Raw genomic sequence first — 19,287 nt, forward strand, 5'->3', positions numbered from 1 at the left:
CCTCAGGCGACAGCCGGCTGACTGCCCGGGCTCACTTGTGAGCCCGGGATCACCACGGTCTGCATCCCGTCGGCGAAGCGGATGCCGGCGGCCTGCAGGGCGGCCTCGATGCGCTTATAGGCTTCGGCCCTGACGTCGAACTGCTTGCCCGGTGCGGTCTGGAACTTGCAGCGGAAGATCTTGATGCCGGGATCGATGCGATAGAGCTTGGCTTTCAACGGCTCGCGGATCATCGGGCCGATATCGGGATCGGCCTGCATGCCCTCGCCCACCTTCTTGATGATCTTGCGGACCTGTTCGGAATCCACGCTCACCGGCAGCGGCAGGTTGAACTTCTCGATCACCCAGTCGCGCGAATTGTTGCGCACGGTGCCGAGCGATCCATAGGGCACGAAATGCAGGGGTCCGTTGTGGTGGCGCAGCGCCACGGTGCGCAGGGTGATGCGCTCGACCGTACCCTTGGTGCTCGAACCGCTCTCGATATATTCGCCGATGCGGAAGACGTCCTCGACCAAGTAGAAGATGCCGGCGATGATGTCGCGCACCAGGGCCTGGGCACCGAAGCCGACGGCGAGCCCGAGCACGCCCGCGCCGGCCAGCAGCGGCGTGATCTCGATGCCGAGGGTCCAGAGGGCGGAGAGCACCAGCAGTACCAACAGCACGATGGCGCTGGTCATGCGTAGCAGCGGCAGCAGGGTGCGCAGGCGTGCATTGGGCCCGGGCTCGGCATGGGGATCGAAGGGCCCGATGCTGCGCAGGCGCCGGTCGATCAGTTCGCGGATGGCGACCCAGCCGACATTGATGACGAGCGCCAGGCCGGCGACACCGAGCAGGTGCAGGACGAAACGCATCAGCGGGCTGTCGCCTCCCGCCATGTTGCGCATCGGCGCGTCGAGGGCGATGAGGGCGGCGGCGATGCCGGTGAGCACCACGCCATAGCGCGACAGCGACAATACGATGTTGGGAATGAGGCCGGCGCCGATGGTGCTGCCGTCGGGCGTGACCTCCTCGGGCCAGAAGAAGAACACCCAGCGCCTGAGCCGCGTCTGCACCGTCGCGACGATGGCCAGGATCGCCAGCAGCGTCGCGAGCGTCGAGCCGGCCGCCAGCCAGACGCCGTAAATGCCAAGGATCAGCGCGGCGGCGAGGAAGCCATAGGGAAAGCGAGGCAGCAGCCGGCCGCTGGCGCTGGCCGTGGCGCGGCCCCGTCTCAGACCGATCAGGACACCGGTCAGCACGATCAGGGTGATGAGCGTGGCCGAGATCACCCGCACCGCCGAAGCCGCATGCGGGGCGCTGGCGACATATTCCAGGAGTTCGGGCAGGAGGTGGCTGAGGGCGAGCAGGAAGGCCATGCCGACAAAGGCGGCCACGAAGCGCTGGGCATGGGAGGGATCGATGTCGCCGAGCCGCAATTGCGGATGGCCGGGTGCGGCGATGATATCAGCCATGAGCCAGGCCAGGCGCACGAACACGATGAGCAGGATCGAGGCGATCACGAAGCCGTCGAAGCCGGACGGCCAGTCGAAATAGGCGGCGGCGCCGACAATGGCCACCACGAACAACACGAGGCCGAAGGCGCGCAGGCCGAGGCGCCGCATGGCGAGGCTGAATGCCGCGCGGCGGCTCGTGACGGTGGCAGCCTCCAACGCGATCACCGCCGGCGTGGCATAGGTCCAATAGAGCCATTCTGCCCCCGCCCCGACGATGAGCAGGATGAGGCCATAGGTCAGCGTGACGATGCCGTTGCCCGTCGGCATTGCGGTGGAGACGTCCGAGGCAAGGCGGGCGAACTCACCGGGCGCCAGGGTGAGACTGTCGGCGATGCCGGCGAGGCGATGCTTGGCGGCCTGAAGCAGGCTGGCCACGAAGGCCGAAAGCTGCCCCTGTTGGACCGCCTGGTCCTGGATCAGTGCGGCGGCGGCAAGCGTTTCCGCCTGCGCCCGCTGCAGGACCAGGCCGGCGGCCGAAGCGCCTGCCAGGATGGAAAGGACGCTGCGTGTGCTCATGGCGCGGCCTGCGACGGGATGGGCTGTGGTATCACCCCGCCGGCCGAAGCTGCCGTCCAGCCTGCAGGGTCACGCGCCGCGGTGACGTCGGCATAGGCCGGACGCAGGCGGCTGATCGAAACGCTCTCGCCCAACAATCGGGCCTGGCAGGCGAGGCGCTGGCTGGCACCGGCGTGAATGCGCGCGAGCGTCGCCCGTTCGTCGACACCGATCGGCGACAGGTTGGCCGCGCCTTCGTCGACGGCGACCACACAGGTCCCGCACCGGCCCCGGCCGCCGCAGACATGGGCATGGGGAACGCCGCTGGCCAGGCTGACCTCCAGCAGGGAAAGGCCGGGCCGTCCCTGGCCGAGGAGATCACCGTCATAATGCACGCTGACCACTCGCTGCCGGTTCCCCAGCACACGGCTCAGCATCACGCCGCAAGCCAGCAGCACCAGACCGGCATAAGCCAGCAGGGTAGCGTCGCGGATGGCGCCGATCTCGGCCTGCGCCGCGCTGAAACGCCCCATGCTCGCGGCGATCGCCGCCTGCCATTCGGGCTCGGCGGCGAGCCTGGCCATGGCATCCTTGCCGCCCTGCACGAAACCGAGCAGGGCGGCGACCGGCAGGATGAAGAACAGCGGCGTCAGGATCAGGCCGAGGCGCCGCCAGGCCGGCTTGAGCACCAGCCAGGTATAGAGCCCCACCGCGCCATGCACCCAGACCACCACCACGGCAAGCACCTGCAAGAGGGCATTGGCCGGGGCGAAGTGCCAATAGGCCGCCAGCACCAGGCCGAAATCGGGCTTGAAGCCGGCATCGATCAGGCTGAACACCTGTGCGAACAGGATGTGGTTGATCAAGAGGGGCGTCGCGAGCAGGCCCAGCCCGATCTGCACCCAGTCCGTGCGCGACAAGGCCAGGCTCCGCCGCCTGGCAATCGCCATGAGGCCGAGGACGCCATGCACCAGGGCCGCGGCCGACAGCAGCGCCAGGCCCGGCATGGTGCGCCAGGGCAGTTGCAGAAACGGCTTGGCCTGTTCCATGGCCTCGATGGAAATCAGGCCGAGCGCCGCGTTGACGAGGTGCATCGTCACGAAGACGAGCAGGACCAGCCCGGCGATCAGCCGCAACCGACGCTGCAGCGAGCGCATGTGCTGGGAAAAGGGAAGCGCCGACAAGGGACCCGCCTGCCGCTTGAGTTCATTGCGGCCATCATCCTACGAAATCCGTAAGATTCAATGATCCCTATCGAAGACCGGGACGCTCCTGTCCCCCAGCCATTTTCAGGTGGTGCAGCGATAGAGAAAATAGCGCCCGGACGGCACGCCGGCCGGCAGGTCGAGGTGCTGGAGCGTGGCATGCCGCAAGGGAAGGCCGCTGGCGACGATGCCGCCGGGCTGCAGCAGATCGGCCGCCAACGGTGGCAACCAGCGCATCGTCTCGGCGTCGACCTCGGCGTAGTTGGTCTCGATGTCGGCATGCACCAGTGCGGCGCCGATGCCGGTGAAACGGGCGGCAGTTTCGAGGATTTCGCCGAGCACCAGGTCTTCCTCAGGCGGCACCGAACTCTTATGGGCGCCCAGGGCCCTGTCGAAGGCGACGATGCGCCGGCCGGGCAGTCTTTCCCGCAGATGGTCGAAGGTCCGCCCATTGCCGAGCCCGAGTTCGAGCACCGGACCGGGCAGGCCGGCGATCAGGCCGCAGACATGATCGAGCACGTCGCGCTGGGCGCAGACCCGGCGGATGAAGCTGTCGAGCCGGCTCACGAAAATTCATCCGCAGTTACGACGATGCGTAAATCCGGCGCGACGCTCGGGCCCCCTTCGCCCCGCTTGCGGGGAGAAGGTAAGGATGAGGGGCAGCACAACCGTTCAAAATGATAGCGTGTCACAGCCCCTCACCTCTATCCTCTCCCCGCAAGCGGGGCGAGGGGACTCCTGCGTCGAGTTGCACTGGCCCCCGATCATCTCGCCCAACCCTCGCCCCTGCGGCCATGGGGAGCGATCCGGCCAGCACGCCATCGAACTTGCCGGCCAGCACGGCTATACCCGCTTCGAAGGAAAAAGCTTCGCGCACGCGCCGATAGGCCCCCTCGCCCAGGCGCTGGCGCAAGGCCGGATCCGTGGCGAGGGTCCACAGCCCCCCGGCGAGGGCTTGCGGATCGTTCGGCGGCACCAGCAGCCCTTCCTCGCCTTCGCGCACGAATTCCGGCACGCCGGCAAAACGCGTGGAAAGGATGGGCAGGGCCTGCGTCGACGCTTCCATGATCACGTTGGGCAGCCCGTCGCGGTCGCCGCTTTCGCCTTCCTTGCAAGGCAGCACGAACAGATCGGCGGCGCGCAGGGCCTCGATCACCTCGCCTTGCGCCAGCGCCCCTCGCCAGATGATGCGATCGGCCAGGCCCAGCCGCTCGGCCTGGGCCTGCAGCGCCTTGCGCAATTCGCCGCCGCCGATATGGGTGAGGCGCCACGAGAGGCTCGGGGGCAGTTGCGCCAGTGCCGTGAGCAGGTCGTCGAAGCCTTTCTTGGCGACGGCGCGTCCCACGGTGACGAATTCGACCGGCGCTTCGGCGCTGCTGCCGTCGCGCCACGGCCGTTCGGCCGGCGGCACAGGAAAACGGCCGAGATCGAGGCCGTGATAGACGAGGCTGACCCGATCGGGATCATCCGCCGGCGCGAGGCGCTGCAAGGCCTCGACCCCGCCGCGCGTACAGGTGACCCCCCATTGGCTGTCGGCGATCTTTTCGCGCTTCTCCCAATCGGTGGTGGTCCAGATGTCCTTGGCGTGCGCGGAGAAAGAGAAGGTCCGCCCGGTCAGCAGGGCGGCATAGCGCGCCACCGAGGCCGGCGTGTGCAGGAAATGCACATGGAGATGACGGATGGCCGGATCGAGCTCGCGCGCCATCACCAGGGCCTGGCCGAGGCGGCGGCCGCGGCTGGCGCTGAAATCGCGACGAAGATCGCGCAGGAACAATCCCACCAGCTTGAACAGCCTGGGGCGCTTGAGGGCACTGAGCGCCCCTGCCAGCACCCGCAGCGGCGCCTGATGCAGATATTCGGGCAGATAGACCGGCCGAGCCTTGATCTGCCGGTTCAGCATGTGCACCGCCCCGTCCGTCGGCTGGCGCAGCGACCAGATCTCGAAGGCAAAGCCTGCCTGCTCCAGCGCCAGGATCTCCTGGGCGATGAAGGTCTCGGACAGGCGGGGATAGCCCTTGACGACGATGGCAATGGGAGAGCGGCTGGAAGACATCAAGATCCGGTCGGAGAGAAACGTGTTGGTCATCGCTCGCGTCGACAGGAACCTCCGGGTGCACGGGCATCCTGCCCGTTCTTCCCATCCTGCCAATGCAGCGTATCCAGGAACGGGCAGGATGCCCGTGCACCCGGAAAGGGTCAGGTTCCGGCCACGCGGCCGAGCGGGACGGCGTTCAGCCTGGCCTCGAACCAAGGCGTCGCCAATTGCTCGATACGGTCGAGGCCCTCGAGCAGGTGCGGCAGGAAGGCCTTGGACGGCAAGGACTGGCTGGGCAGGTTGCGGATGGCCTGCGCCATCTCCAGCGGATCGCGGCGAGCGCCCGGATTGAGGTTGTTGCCATCGAGCATCGAGACCAGCCCGAGACGGGTCGCATGCTCGGCCCGAATCGTCTGCTCGCGGCGGGGCGTGGTACGCGGCACGATCAGCGCCCGTTTGTCGAGCGAGAGAATCTCGCAGAAGGTGTTGTAGCCGCCCATCGAGACGATGCCCTGGGCCTTGACCATCAGGTGCTCGATCTTGGCGTCGAAGGTGATGGCGTCGACATTGGGCAGGCGGGCGATGCGTTCCATGAACGGACCGCGCCGATCGCGGGCGACGAACGGCCCGAATACCAGCAGTGCCGGGGTCGGGATGCCGGGATCTCGCTCATAGGCGGAGAGCACCCAGTCGACCAGCTCATGCCCGTCACCGCCACCGCCGGTGGTGACCAGCACGAAGGGTCCCTTGGTCAGCTTGGGATAGCGGATCAATTGCGGCTGGGGCGGCAGTTCGCGGCGCAGGAAGCCGGTATAGACGATGCGCCGGCGGACATGGTCGGGCAGGTCGAGTCCGGCCAGCGGCTCGTAGATCTCGCTCAGGCCGTAGACCCAGATGTCGTCGTAATAGCGCACGAGCGCGTCGACGGCGCCCTTGCGCTCCCACTCCGGCGCCAGCACCGAGGGTTCGTCCATCACGTCGCGCACGCCGAGCACGATGCGGGCACCGGCCCGGTGCAGTTCCTCGAGCGCCGGCAGCAGTTCGCCACGAAAGCCCGTCGGCTCCTTGTCGACGATCACCAGGTCCGGCTTCAACGCGCGGGCCGTCTGCAGGATGATGCCCTCGCGCATCGCCACCGCCTCGTCGAGCGACAGGTTGAGGCTGAGGGTGGTGTAGTTGCCGTCGGCATGTTTGACCACGCCGGGCACGCGCACATAATCGACCCCGTCGCCGAACTCGAAGCTGCCGATCACCGGCGAACCGGAGATGATGACGATCGAGGCGTCCGGGTGGCGTTCGACCAGGCGATTGGCGATGGCGCGCGAACGCCGGAGATGGCCGAGGCCGAACGTATCGTGGCTGTAGATCATCACGCGCGGGCCGCCGGAGCCGCGTTGCGCGCGGCGGGACGGTCCCGGCCCGGGCTGATGCAACATGACGACTAGCCCCCCGAGCTTTTGCTGGATGCTTTACGCATTAAGACCTGATTCTCGCCTGATCGGTTTGCCGGATCTCGACACAAATGAAGCGGGGCGGCGCAGCGCCGATACCCGCTGTGGTTTCATCATAAACATACCGCGTCGCAGCGACAACGGGCAGATAGCTGCTTTCCCAGCCTCCCCGGAGGGGAGGCGATGCCCGAGCACCCCTGCCGTATCGCCGCGCCGATGCGGACGCAACCCACAATTTAGTCACGGATTCATAACAAGCTTTTGTCAGTTCCAAGCAGTCGCTGCGTTGACGGACGGCTTGCAAGCTCTTAACTCCACGACACTGGAAACAGGTGTCACCCGTTGGACCCTAGCCTTTTTCGATATGTCTGGCGGCATTCGCGAGGCGAGCAGATCTTCCTGCTGCTGGTGATTCTTGCGTCCTTGCCCTTCTATTGGATCTCGCTGGAAGTCCCCAAGCACATCGTCAACCAGGCGATCCAGGGCGGCGCCTTCGAGGGTGGCAAGCAGACCGCGCGCCTGTTCGAGATGTCGCTTTCCCTGCCTGATTTCCTCGGCGGCACCACCTGGCGGATCTTCGACGGCATCGAGCTCACGCGGGTGCCGTTCCTGTTCGCCCTCAGCCTGTGGTTTCTGGTGCTGGTGCTGATCAATGGCGCCTTCAAATATGTCATCAACATCCGCAAGGGCATCTTGGGCGAGCGCATGCTGCGGCGCCTGCGCTTCGATCTCTTCTCGATCCTGATGCGTTTCCGGCCCGAGGACATCGCTCCTTTGAAGCCGGCCGAGGTGGCCGGGATGATCAAGGACGAAGTCGATCCGATCGGCGGCTTCATCGGCGATGCCTTCATCCAGCCGATCTTCCTGATCACGCAGGCCGGCACTGCTTTGCTCTTCATCATGATGCAGAGCCCGAGCCTCGGCCTGGCCGCCCTCGTCGTCGTGCTGGCGCAGGCGATCATCATCCCGATCCTGCGGCGTGAGCAGATCCGCCTCGGCCGCGAGCGCCAATTGGCGTCACGCCAGCTCGCCGGGCGCATTGGCGAGGCGATCGAGACGGCACCCGCCCTGCATACGTTCGGCGCCACGCGCTACGTCGAGGCCGAAATCGGCGACAGGCTCGGCGGCCTCTACAGGATCCGTGCCGACCTGTTCCGCCGCAAATTCGCGGTCAAGTTCCTCAACAACCTCCTGGCCCAGCTCACGCCCTTCATCTTTTATGCAGCGGGCGGCTATTTCGCCTTGATCGGCACCGTGAGCATCGGTTCCCTCGTCGCCGTGATCAATGCCTACAAGGATCTTCCTGCGCCCATCAACGACCTCATCACCTGGGACCAGCAGCGCCAGGACGTGCAGGTCAAATATGAGCAGGTCTCGGCACAGTTCTCACCGGAGCGGCTGCTACCGCCGGCCAACGGCAAGGCCGCGGCGATCCCTCCCGCCGACACGCCCATCCAGCTCACGTCGGTGAGCGTGCAGGATGCCCGCGGTGTCTCGCTGCTCGACCGCCTCTCCCTCACCCTGGAACGGCCTGGTCATATCGCCCTGGTCGGACCGGCCGGTGCCGGCCGCGACATCCTGGCCCGCATCCTCGGACGCCAGTTCCTGGCCTATCAGGGCAGCGTGAAGATCGGCGACGCCGAGATTTCGTCCTTCTCCGACCTCGAACTCAGCCAGATCCTGTCCTTCGTCGGCCCCGATCCCCTGCTCTCGCCCGGTTCCATCCGCGACAACATCCTGTTCGCCGCCCAGCGCCGCCCACCGACCCTCGGCGACATTTCGGTGCTGGTGTCCGACAATGCCCAGTACAAAACCTTCCTGGAGGCTCGCCGTTCCGGCAATCCACTGGTCTCCGCCGACGCCGACTGGACGGACTACCAGGCGCTGGGCATCGCCGGGCCGCAAGAGGTCGATGCGGCGATCCGCAGGGCACTCGACGCCGCCGGCGCCTTCGCCGATATCAACCGCTTCGGCGTACGAGGCCGCTTCGACGACAGCCATAGCGACGCCTTCCTCGAGCGTTTCGTGCGGGCGCGCCAGGTCGTGCGCGAGCGCCTGGCCAGCAAGGGCATGTCCCATCTGGTCGACCCCTTCGACCCGCAGCTCTACAATGCCGGCGCTTCGGTCGGCGAAAACCTGCTCTTCGGCGTGCCCAAGGGCAAGAAGCTGCATATGGACAGCCTGCAGCGCAACCCGTTCATGCGCTCCATCCTCGAGGCTGAGGCCCTGCTGGAACCCTTGATCGATTTCGGCCTGCGCGTGGCGGAAATGGCCGTGGAGACCTTTGCCGGCCTGCCACCGGAACATCCCGTGTTCGAACGCTATTCGGCGATTCGTCCCGAAGACCTGCCGCGCTTCCAGGAAATCGTGGATTCCGTGCATGCGCGCGGCACCACGCGGGCTCTCTCGTCCTCGGCGCGCACGCGGCTGCTCGGCGCGGGCCTGGCCTATATCGAGCCGCGCCACCGCCTGGGCCTGATCACCGAGGCCTTCACGGCACGGGCGCTGCGGGCGCGCCACAGCTTCCGCAGCCACCTGCCATCGCAATACAGCGACGAGATCGAGTTCTACGATCCCGCGCGCTACATGCGCGCCGCGCCGGTGGGCGACAACATCCTGTTCGGGCGCATCAGCTACGGCATCGCCAATGCGCCGGAACGCGTCTATGCGCTGGCGCGCGGCGTGGTCGAGGAACTCGGCCTCGACAAGGATATCTTCGCCCTGGGGCTGAATTTCGAAGTCGGCAAGAATGGCTGGCAGCTGCAGCCGGCCCAGCGTGCCCGCATCGCCATCGCCCGGGCCCTGGTCGCCAATCCCCAGATTCTGGTGATGGAGAACGCGCTTCTGGCCTTTTCCAGCTCGGAAGCGGAGGAGCTTCTCCACAGCGTACGCAGCGCCATGCAGGGGCGCACGCTGATTGCAACCGTTGCGAGCGCCAGCCAGGCCGAGGGATTCGACCGGATCATCGAATTCGACGGGCCAAGAATCGTCACTCGCGATATTGTTACTCTTGCGCAGAGTGCCTAAATGATGCTTGGATTGCATCTGGATTTTGCCTCGATTGCTCAACGAGGGGTTGCTAAAGCGTTTTGCGATGTGAGGGAGTCACCTCGAATCGCAAAGGCGTGTCGGAACAAGGAGCTAGAGCAAATGGGCGTTCACACTTGAACGCGCTTTGCTCTAGGGTTGAGCGGGGAGAGGGACCTTGGATCTCGATCTGGAAGTCAAAACCATCAGGAACGCGCCGATCTTCACGGGCATCGATCCGTGCAAGATGCGGCTGCTCGCCTGCATGAGCGAGCAGTTGACCTTCGAGAAGGGCGACTATCTCTTCAAGATCGGCGAGATTCCCGATGCTGCCTACGTCATCCTCAGGGGCGACGTCGAACTGCTCGCCCAGAATGGCGAGAACCTCATCGCCATCGGTACCGAAGGTCCGGGCGCCATGATCGGCGAAGTCGCGGTGCTCTGCGACGCACGCCGTTTCACTTCGGCGCGGGCCCATACCGACATTTCGGTCATGCGCATCAACAAGGATTGCCTGCTGCGCATGATGCAGGACAATCCGCAGTTCTCCATGTCGATCGCCAAGGAATTGGCGCGCCGCGTCATGCAGATCGCCACGCAGGATGCCCACGTCCTGACGCACTGAATTCCCGCACAGGCGGATACGGCCTGCCGGCGCGGCCGTTGGCTGTTTGCCGAGTGCACCCACAATCGCTTGAATCGCAAAAAATGGGCGGGCAAGGCTCGGTTGTGCATGTGCGCCATGCCCGCCCCTCCTTCCGAGTGCGTCTACAAGCCGCCTCCATCCGATTCCATTTCGACGCATCTTTGCGATTCGATGCCTCCATCCGATCGAAAGATGCCCGAGGAGCCATGATGACCCTTGCACTCGACCGCCTTCGTGCCGAAACCCCCGGTGTCGCCAACCGCATCCATCTTAACAATGCCGGCGCGGCGCTCATGCCGGCGCCGGTGGTCGATGCGATGACCTCCTATCTGCGACGCGAGGCCGAGATCGGCGGTTACGAGGCCGCCGAGGAATCGGCAGCCCGGCTCGACAGCGTCTATGACAGCCTAGCCCGCCTCGTCGGCGGCGCGCGCGACGAGATCGCCTTGACGGAGAATGCCACCGTCGCCTGGCAGATGGCATTCTACGCCCTCCCCTTCCGGCCGGGTGACCGCATTCTCACCACCACGGCCGAATATGGCGCCAATTACGTCGCCTTCCTGCAGGTCGCCAAACGGACTGGCGCGGTGATCGAGGTCATTCCCGACGATGCCGACGGCGTGCTCGATCCCGCTGCGCTCGAGGCCATGATCGACGACAGGGTGCGCCTGATCGCCATCAACTGGATCCCGACCAATGGCGGCCTGGTCAACCCGGCCGCCGCCGTGGGGGTCGTGGCCCGGCGCCATGGCATTCCCTATCTGCTCGATGCCTGCCAGGCCGTGGGGCAGATGCCCATCGACGTCGAGGCTCTCGGCTGCGACATGCTGTCTGCGACGGGCCGCAAATTCCTGCGCGGGCCGCGCGGCACCGGCTTCCTCTATGTCCGCCGCAAGCTCTGCCTCACGCTCGAGCCGCCGATGGTCGACCATTTCGGCGCAATTTGGGTCGACAAGGATCATTACCGCCTGCGCGATGACGCGAGGCGCTTCGAAAGCTGGGAGAACAATTACGCCGCCCGGCTCGGGCTCGGCGTCGCCGCCGATTATGCCCTTGCCGTCGGCATCGAGGCGATTCGCGATCGCTGCCAGGCGCTGGCGCAACGGCTGCGGGCGGGTCTGCGATCGCTCCCGCGCCTGCGCGTCTTCGATCTCGGCCCACATCCGGCAGCCATCGTTTCCTTCACGGTCGACGGCCTGGAGGCGGACGAGGTCCGCAGGCGCGCCACCGAGGCCGGCATCAATCTCAGCATATCCCGGCCCGGCAGCACCTTGCTCGACGCGCTCGCCCGCCATCTGCCGATATTGGTGCGTGCATCGCCGCACTACTACAACAGCGAGGACGAGATCGACGCCCTGCTGGCGCTGCTGGAGAAGATGCATTGATGGCAGGCTCGGGCCGGAACACCCCGGGGGCGGTGCCGCGGATCGCAAAGTCGCGTCGAAACAAAGAGCTAGAGTAAAACTGCGTTTTCGCTAAAACGGGCTTTGCTGCCAGGCCCGCATGGGCTCTCCCCTTTGACCGACTGCCGCATCCCGGCACTCATCTTCACGAGTTCGACCGCATGAGCGACACCGAGAGCGCACCCGGGCAAATCGAATGGCGATTGCCACGGGAGCGCGAGTTGCGGCTATGGGCCGGCGTCGTGCTGTTCGCCTTCGTGACCACCCATCTGCTCAACCACGCCCTCGGCGTGTTCGGCGTGACGACCATGGAGGCCGTGCAGCGCTGGCGAATCTGGGCCTGGCAATCCTATGGCGGCACCGTGCTCCTCTATGGAGCATTGCTGACCCATGCGACGCTCGCACTCAAGCGCCTGACCACGCGGCGCATTTCGCGCATGCCACTCGAGGAACTGGTGCAGATCGCCCTCGGCCTGGCCATTCCCTATTTCCTGATCTCCCATGTGCTCGGCACGCGCATCACCTCCCTCTACGGCTACAGCGAAAGCTATGGCGAGGTGCTGGCGCGGATCTGGCAGGGCGGGCCGGCCAAGCAGATCCTGCTGCTGCTCTGTGCCTGGACGCATGGCTGCATCGGCATCGGCCAGGTGCTGCGCAGCCGCTCCTTCTATGCGCGCTGGCGCGACCTGCTGATTCTGGGCATGGGCATGCTGCCCACCCTGGCGCTGGCCGGCTTCTTCTCCGCCAGCCGCGAGCTCGAGGCGGCCGGACGCACGCCCTCGCCGATCGCGACCGACCACACCATGGCCCTGCTCGTCGCGGGGCAATGGCTGCTGCTCGGCCTTGCTGCCGTGATCGCCTTCGTTGCCTTCGTGATGATTCTGCGGGTCGTGCTGCGACTGCGGTCGGGCACGGTCTCCATCCGCTATGTCGGCCATGGCACCTTCAAGATCCCGCGCGGCACCACCGTGCTCGAGGCCAGCCGCGCCAACGCCATCCCCCATCCGGCCCAGTGCGGCGGGCGCGGGCGCTGCTCGACCTGCCGGGTGGCCGTCACCTCGGATGCGAGCGCCCTGCCGGCCCCGAGCAAGGCCGAGCGCACCATGCTGGAGCGCATCTCGGCACCCGCCAATGTGCGCCTTGCCTGCCAGCTTCGCCCCGACCACGACATCTCCGTGCAGATCCTGCTGCCGATCGTGCCGTCAGGCATGCGCGGGCGTAGCGGCGACGATCTCTATCGCTGGGGTGCCGAACGCGAGATCACCGCCCTCTTCGTCGACATCCGCGCCTTCAATGCGATGACGAGGCTGCAGATCCCCTACGATATCGTGCTTTTGATGAACCGCTTCGTGCAGGAAATGACCCAGGCCGCCGAGGCCCATGGCGGGCGCGTCGATGCCTTTGCGGCCGACGGGCTGATCGCGATCTTCGGCCTGGGTGACGAGCCCTCCCGCGGCGCCGCCGATGCCATCCGGGCGGCCCGGGGCATGCTCAAGAGCGTGGAAGGCCTCAACACCGAATTCGGGGCGGCCCTTTCGATCCCCCTCAGGGTGGGCATCGGCATCCATTCCGGCCCCGCCATCATCGCCCGGGTCGGCGACAGCGAGCGCGGCATGCGCCTGGTCGCGCTCGGCGACACCGTCACCATCGCCGGCCGGCTGGAAGCCGCCACCAAGGACTACCTCACCGACTGCCTGATCTCCGAAGAAGCCATGCAGCGTTCGGGCATGTCGCTGCGCCGCCAGAACGGCAAGCATCTGCACATCGTCGGCCGCGACAAGCCGATCACGCTCTATACGCTCGACGAGACGCCGGTACCGGCCGAGTGAAGGGTCACGCCGGCCCTTCAGCGCAAGCCTTCCCGGATCGTCGCCGGGAGCGGCGTATCGGCTGGAGCGGGCTTGGGCGGCGTCGCAGATTGCAGAGGTGAGGCAGGCTGCGCGGTGCGCGGGCGACTGCGGGCCTCGGCCGCCCGTCGCTGGTTGGCATCATACTCCCGCCGGGCCCTGCGGCCCTCCTCTATGCCCCATTGCCGCGCCGTGCGGACCAGCCAGGCATCGGCGGCAGCCTTGCCGTCGCGCAACACGCGGCGGCGGTATTCGGGTTCGATCTCGCGCATCTTCTGCTGCACGCGCGCCGGATTCGGCCGGACGGGAATCGCCTGCGCGGTTTGGGCATGAACCGGAGGAACAGCCAATCCGGACATGCCGGTGAGGCCGACGAGCGCAGCCATGGCCAGCAACGGGATCTGCCTCTTCAGCTGCATTCCTCTTCCTTCCGGACCGGGACCGACAGGATTGTCGCCTCAGATTCCCTGAAGTCGTCGCCATCGTCAAACCCGGCTGGGATCCGGTACGGTCCCGAACGGGATTTTTCCGGCATCCGGCACGCCATATCCTGCCGGAACCGCCATCACTCGAATTTGAGCGCGGCCTGTCGCACTCCCGCCAAATCTGCGCTACACACGGGCTCAAGCCACCGGCCTTGACCCGGTGTGCCGGATGGAGAAGACCGTGCTTGACCTGACTGCGATTGGAACCAAATCCGCCGCCCCCAAGCTGCTGCACCGCATGCGTGACAAGGTGACGGACCAGATCCAGAAATCGCCCCTGGCCCGCAAGGCGTTCACCTATGCCGCCAGCCATATTCCGCTCAGCTATTTCAAGAAATTGCCGACGATCATCGTCGTCGACGTCACCAATTCCTGCAATCTGCGCTGCCCCGTCTGCCCGGTCACCTTCGCCATGACGCGTCCGCGCGGCCTGATGAAGATGGAGATCTTCCGGCAGATCGTCGACGATTTCGTCGACGAGCCGCTCAAACCGGCGATGTATTTCAACTTCTCCGGCGAGCCGACCATGAACAAGGCGCTGCCCGAGATGATCGCCTATGCCAATGAGCGCGGGCACGACACCTTCGTCTCGACCAATGCCACCAAGCTTTCTTCCGAGCTGATCGAGAAGATGCTCCAGGCCGGGCTCGGCCGCATCAACCTGTGCATCGACGGCTTCGACGCCGAGGCGCAGGAATCCTACCGCGTCGGCTCGAAGTTCGAGCAGGTGAAAGCCAATATCGAGAACTTCCTCGCCATCAAGCAGCGCCTCGGCAACACCAAGACGGTGACCGTGCTGCAGACGCTGCTGACCTCCTATTCGGAAAAGCAGATCGACGCGATGGTGGAGTGGGCGGACAATATCGGCTTCGACCAGGTACGCTTCAAGACCTTCAGCCTCGGTTCCTACACCGATGACGACCAGCAGACGAAATATGGCCACCTCGTGCCGAAGAACCATGATCTGCAGCGCCACCAGAACGAGAAGATCAGCCTGCTCTGCGACGTGCCGCTCTATCAGACCGTGGTGTTCTGGGAAGGTGACCTCGGCCTGTGCTGCATCGACTATGACCGCATGATCAAGCTGCCCAATGTCGACAAGGTCGGCTTCAAGCAGGCCTATCTGTCGGACGAGGCGGCCAAGGCCCGGCGCCACGGCTATACCAAGCAGTTCGATATCTGCCAGAGCTGCTCCTATTCCAACGCCGACAATATGGGCTTCAAGATCAAGCTCAACAAATTGCGCCGGCAGAGGGCCGCCGAGCTGCAGAGCAAAGCGGCGTGAACGCCCGGCTGCGCAGCGTCGCCGGCGCGAGCTTCGCCGTCGCCGACGACAAGGACGGCTTCTGGGACAAGGCCGAGAGCGGGGCCTGGGAGCCCGAGACACTGGCGAGTGTGCATGCGCTGACCGGTCCCGGTACGTTGTTCGTCGATATCGGCGGCTGGATCGGACCGATCACCCTGACGGCCGCCGCACTCGGAGCCGATGTTCTCGCCTTCGAACCCGATCCACGCGCCTTCGAGCTCATCAGCGCCAATGTCGCCGCCAATCCGGTGCTGGCATCGCACATCCGCCTCCACCATGCCGCGGTGTCGCCGACGGCGGGGCGCGTCAGGCTGGGTTCGCCCAAGAAGCCCGGCGACAGCATGGGCAGCATCCTGGCCGCCGACAGCGGCGCCGCGCTGTGGGAGGCGGAGGCGATCCTGCCCGCCGACATCGCCGCCATGGCGAAGGATGCCAAGCGCATCGTGCTCAAGATGGACGTGGAAGGGGCCGAGTATCAGCTCCTGCCGCATCTGGCCTCCCTCCTCGGCCCGCGCACCGTGGCAGCCCTGATCGCCTTCCATCCCCGCCTGCTCGCCAAAGCCGGCCGTTCGGCCGCTGAGATCGAAACCCTGACGGCGACGGCCCAGTCGGCACTTGCCGCCTACACGCTGCGCAGCCTTGATTGCGAGGGCGCGCCGATATCCCGGCAGGCCAATTCCACCGTGCTGGCAACGCGAAAGTAGCGGCTTGCCGATACGGCGCCATTGACCGGCTCTTCCGCCTGTGTCGTGAATTGGTTGCAATCCGGTCGGCAGCACGCGCTATGTGCGACTGCCTGACGGCAGCGGGAGCAAGGCGGGTTCGCGGCTGAAGGCTCGTTTGCGCCAGCTCTGTGTTTCCAGCCAATCCGGCGGGATTGGCTATAGCGTCTTTGCGATTCTCGGCGTAGCCCGCAAATCGCAAAACGCCTTGGGAGGACGTTCGTCTTGAGACTGCCTGGCGGGTTGCGTTGGCTCTTCGTGGTTTTCGCCTTGGCCGCCTGGCCGTGCTGGGCGCAGGGAACGCCGTCTCCTGCCGCTCCCGCGCCTCCCGCCATGAGCCAGCAGCAGATGGACACGATGGTGGAGGCCATCAGCCAATCCGTGATGAAGAAGCTGCAGGCCCAGGGCGCCCAACCTGCTCCGCCCAGCCCCGACGGCAGCGGCATGCAGATGGCAAGTGCCCAGCAGACCGAGATGTTCATGCATGTCGGAGGCCTCGTCACCGGCCTGCCGGCTCTCTGGGCCGAATTTGGCAAGCTCGTCACCAGGCTCGATGCCGATTACAACGATGGCCGGGGCCTCGGCCGCTATTTCCTGCTGCTGATCGGCGCGCTGGCGGCAGCCCTCGCGGCAGAATGGGTGGTCCGGCTGCTGCTGACGCCACTACGGCGCCGGCTGGTGATCCGGATGCACGGCCTGCATGGCATCAGGGCGCTGCTCGGCCTCGGGGCCCTGGAACTGCCGCCCCTGATCGCGCTGTGGATCGTCGGCAATGCCAGCGAAGCGGCTCGCTTCATGGGTGACCTGCCGCAGACCCGCTTCTCCATCGCCATGCTCAAGACCATGCTGATCTGGCGCCTGCTCCAGGCCGTGTTCCGCTTCACCCTGCAGCCCCGCCTGCCCGAGGCCCGCCTGCCCGATCTCGGGGATGCCGATGCGCGCGCAATCTACCGTGGCGCTTCCTTCGCGATCCTGCTGCTTTTGTTCAACGCCGTGCTCGCCGATGTGCTGCGTGCCCTGCAATCCCCGCCGCTGGCGGTCGGAACCGCCCAGCTCTATGGCGCCGTGGTCATGATGTTGGGCATGGTGGCCGTCTGCATCCGCCTCAACGGCCCGATCGGCCGCTGGTTCATCGGCGTCGCCAATCCCGCTCAAGCCAGCCCGGTCAAGACCGCGATCGCCAAGCACTGGTTGTTGGGGGCCCTGCTGCTGTTCGCCCTGTTCGTCACCGCCGATATCTACGCGGCCGTGGCCGGCCAGACGCGCATCTCCGGTGCCCTGATGCTGACGCTGGCGATCCTGGTGGCCCTGCTGGTGGTCGAATCGCTGGTGCACCGTATCCGCATCATGCTCCAGCACCAGACCGATGGCGTCCGTCTGATCCATCCAAGGGGTGCGGAAGCGCTGGCGCGCTGTGCCCGCTTCGGCGTGCTGATCCTGGCGATCGGTGCCCTCGGCCGCACCTGGGCCGTCGATGTCAGCGGCGTCATGGCGGGCGATGACTTCAACCGGGTGGCGCGTAACCTGTTCTCCGCCGGACTGACGGCCTTCGCCGCCTATTGCGCCTGGGAGCTGGTGCGCTACATCACCGACCGTTATTCCGCGGGCCGCAGCGGCCCGGCCCTGCCGGGCGCAGCTGATGCCGAGGACGACGCCCCGGTTTCCACCGCCTCGCGCATTGCCACCATGATGCCGGTCTTCCGCATCGGCCTGGCGATCGCGATCTCCATCCTGGCCGTGCTGACCGTCCTGTCCCAGCTCGGCGTCAACGTGACGCCGCTGATCGCCGGCGCCTCGATTTTCGGCCTTGCCATCTCCTTCGGATCGCAGACGCTGGTGAAGGACGTGGTGTCGGGCGTCTTCTTCCTCATCGACGATGCCTTCCGGGTCGGCGAATATATCGATGTCGGCAAGGCCAAGGGCACCGTCGAGGGGTTCACCCTGCGCTCGCTGCGCCTGCGACACCAGAACGGCCCGGTGCATACCATCCCCTATGGCCAGCTCGGCCAGGTCACCAATTACAGCCGCGACTGGGCGACCATCAAATTCCCGCTGCGCTTCGCGCGCGAGACCGATCTGGAAAAGCTGCGCAAGGCGGTCAAGAAGATCGGCCAGGACATGCTCGAGGATCCCGAGATGAAGGAGGAGTTCCTCACCCCCCTGAAGATGCAGGGCGTGTTCGACATCACCGACAACGCCATCGTCGTCCGCTTCAAATTCACGGTCAAACCGAACAAGCCGACCTTCATCCAGCGCGAGGCGCTCAAGCGCCTGGTCCGCATCCTGCCCGAACAGGGCATCGAGTTCTCCACTGGCACCGTGGCGGTGCGCACGCTCGACGGGGAGGGCCGTGCCGGCCTCGGTGCCGCCGTCGCCGCCAATGCGGCCTTGGCCTTGCCTCCGGCCGCTGCCGGATAGGCCCGTAAAGATAGGAGGTGAGGAGGGCTGGCACCACCTAACCCTTCCCCAAACGCGCATCCGGGTGTAGCAGACACCTACTTGATTTGTGCTGGCGGATTGTCGCGATGACGTTTCTACCCGATCTCCATACGCTTGCCCTCTATTCGGCCGCCTGCATCTTCCTCTTCATCACGCCCGGTCCCGATATGAGCCTGTGGCTGGCCAAGACCATCTCCGGCGGCCGGCGCGGCGGCACCGCCGCCATGCTGGGCACGCAGGTCGGCTGCCTGTTCCATACCTTCTTCGCCGCGGTCGGCCTGTCGGCCGTGCTGGCGGCCTCGGCCACCGCCTTCACGGCCCTGAAGATCGTCGGCGCACTCTATTTGCTCTGGCTTGCCTATGGCGCCATCCGCTCCGGTTCGGCCCTGAACGTGCGCGATGAGGGCAAGCAGGAGGCCGGATTCTGGCCGACCTTCATGGTGGGGCTCGGCATCAACCTCACCAACCCCAAGGTGGTGCTGTTCTTCCTGACCTTCCTGCCGCAATTCGTCGATGCAGCCGACCCCCATGCCTCCCAAAAACTTTTCTTTTTGGGACTCTATTTCATTGCCATCAATCTGCCGTTTGCGTTTCTATTGATTCTCGGGGCTGAGAAGGTGGTGTCGTGGCTGAAGGCCCGCCCGCGGGTCTTGCGAGGCATCGACTTCACCTTCGCCGGTGTCTTCGGGCTTTTCGCCTTCAAGATCCTGACCACGCAGACCCGCTGACGGAG

13 protein-coding genes and 1 pseudogene are annotated in these 19,287 nt (G+C 65.9%); 8 read left to right on the forward strand and 6 right to left on the reverse strand.

The window, feature by feature from the left end:
* Positions 1 to 2 precede the first annotated feature (2 nt).
* The 5 genes and pseudogenes from ABXS05_RS28540 to ABXS05_RS28560 form a co-directional block, all read right to left on the reverse strand.
* The gene (locus ABXS05_RS28540) at positions 3 to 2,009 is read right to left on the reverse strand and encodes a mechanosensitive ion channel family protein (protein ID WP_367626209.1); all 2,007 of its coding nucleotides are present in this window, start codon (positions 2,007 to 2,009) and stop codon (positions 3 to 5) included.
* Positions 2,006 to 3,172 (reverse strand): 2Fe-2S iron-sulfur cluster-binding protein, encoded by a 1,167-nt coding sequence (locus ABXS05_RS28545; protein ID WP_367626210.1) that lies wholly within the window; start codon positions 3,170 to 3,172, stop codon positions 2,006 to 2,008. Before ABXS05_RS28545 ends, ABXS05_RS28540 begins: the two co-directional genes overlap by 4 nt.
* A 105-nt stretch (positions 3,173 to 3,277) precedes the next feature.
* Positions 3,278 to 3,760, reverse strand: coding sequence for a class I SAM-dependent methyltransferase (locus ABXS05_RS28550; RefSeq protein ID WP_367626211.1), 483 nt, complete (start codon positions 3,758 to 3,760; stop codon positions 3,278 to 3,280).
* 253 nt (positions 3,761 to 4,013) lie between these two features.
* Positions 4,014 to 5,246: pseudogene (locus ABXS05_RS28555) on the reverse strand (glycosyltransferase family 4 protein); the annotation flags it as partial.
* A 143-nt stretch (positions 5,247 to 5,389) separates the two neighbouring features.
* The gene (locus ABXS05_RS28560) at positions 5,390 to 6,664 is read right to left on the reverse strand and encodes a glycosyltransferase family protein (protein WP_367626212.1); all 1,275 of its coding nucleotides are present in this window, start codon (positions 6,662 to 6,664) and stop codon (positions 5,390 to 5,392) included.
* Between the two features lie 357 nt (positions 6,665 to 7,021).
* Here ABXS05_RS28560 and ABXS05_RS28565 point away from each other — a divergent pair, with 357 nt between their 5' ends.
* The 4 genes from ABXS05_RS28565 to ABXS05_RS28580 all read left to right on the forward strand — a co-directional run bounded on the left by ABXS05_RS28565 (position 7,022) and on the right by ABXS05_RS28580 (position 13,584).
* Positions 7,022 to 9,706, forward strand: a complete 2,685-nt coding sequence (locus tag ABXS05_RS28565; RefSeq protein ID WP_367626213.1) for an ABC transporter transmembrane domain-containing protein — start codon at positions 7,022 to 7,024, stop codon at positions 9,704 to 9,706.
* A 178-nt stretch (positions 9,707 to 9,884) separates the two neighbouring features.
* Entirely contained in the window at positions 9,885 to 10,331 is a 447-nt protein-coding gene (locus tag ABXS05_RS28570; RefSeq protein WP_311934536.1) for a cyclic nucleotide-binding domain-containing protein, read from the forward strand.
* 230 nt (positions 10,332 to 10,561) lie between these two features.
* Positions 10,562 to 11,737: an aminotransferase class V-fold PLP-dependent enzyme gene (locus tag ABXS05_RS28575; RefSeq protein ID WP_367626214.1), complete on the forward strand. Its 1,176-nt coding sequence runs from the start codon at positions 10,562 to 10,564 to the stop codon at positions 11,735 to 11,737.
* A 179-nt stretch (positions 11,738 to 11,916) separates the two neighbouring features.
* On the forward strand, positions 11,917 to 13,584 hold the full coding sequence (locus tag ABXS05_RS28580; RefSeq protein ID WP_311934534.1) for an adenylate/guanylate cyclase domain-containing protein: 1,668 nt from the start codon (positions 11,917 to 11,919) through the stop codon (positions 13,582 to 13,584).
* Between the two features lie 17 nt (positions 13,585 to 13,601).
* On the opposite strand, the gene ABXS05_RS28585 is transcribed toward ABXS05_RS28580, so the two are convergent.
* Positions 13,602 to 14,021, reverse strand: coding sequence for a hypothetical protein (locus tag ABXS05_RS28585; protein WP_367626215.1), 420 nt, complete (start codon positions 14,019 to 14,021; stop codon positions 13,602 to 13,604).
* Between the two features lie 247 nt (positions 14,022 to 14,268).
* On the opposite strand from ABXS05_RS28585, the gene ABXS05_RS28590 reads away from it, so the two are divergent.
* From ABXS05_RS28590 to ABXS05_RS28605, 4 genes are all read left to right on the forward strand, one after another.
* Entirely contained in the window at positions 14,269 to 15,372 is a 1,104-nt protein-coding gene (locus tag ABXS05_RS28590) for a radical SAM/SPASM domain-containing protein (RefSeq protein WP_311934531.1), read from the forward strand.
* Entirely contained in the window at positions 15,369 to 16,097 is a 729-nt protein-coding gene (locus ABXS05_RS28595; RefSeq protein WP_367626216.1) for an FkbM family methyltransferase, read from the forward strand. The genes ABXS05_RS28590 and ABXS05_RS28595 overlap by 4 nt, the downstream gene beginning before the upstream one ends.
* 243 nt (positions 16,098 to 16,340) lie before the next feature.
* Positions 16,341 to 18,533, forward strand: a complete 2,193-nt coding sequence (locus tag ABXS05_RS28600) for a mechanosensitive ion channel family protein (protein ID WP_367626217.1) — start codon at positions 16,341 to 16,343, stop codon at positions 18,531 to 18,533.
* A gap of 107 nt (positions 18,534 to 18,640) precedes the next feature.
* Positions 18,641 to 19,282, forward strand: a complete 642-nt coding sequence (locus tag ABXS05_RS28605) for a LysE family translocator (protein WP_311934528.1) — start codon at positions 18,641 to 18,643, stop codon at positions 19,280 to 19,282.
* Positions 19,283 to 19,287: the final 5 nt, after the last annotated feature.

The organism is Labrys neptuniae (genome assembly GCF_040797145.1).
Classification (GTDB): domain Bacteria; phylum Pseudomonadota; class Alphaproteobacteria; order Rhizobiales; family Labraceae; genus Labrys; species Labrys neptuniae.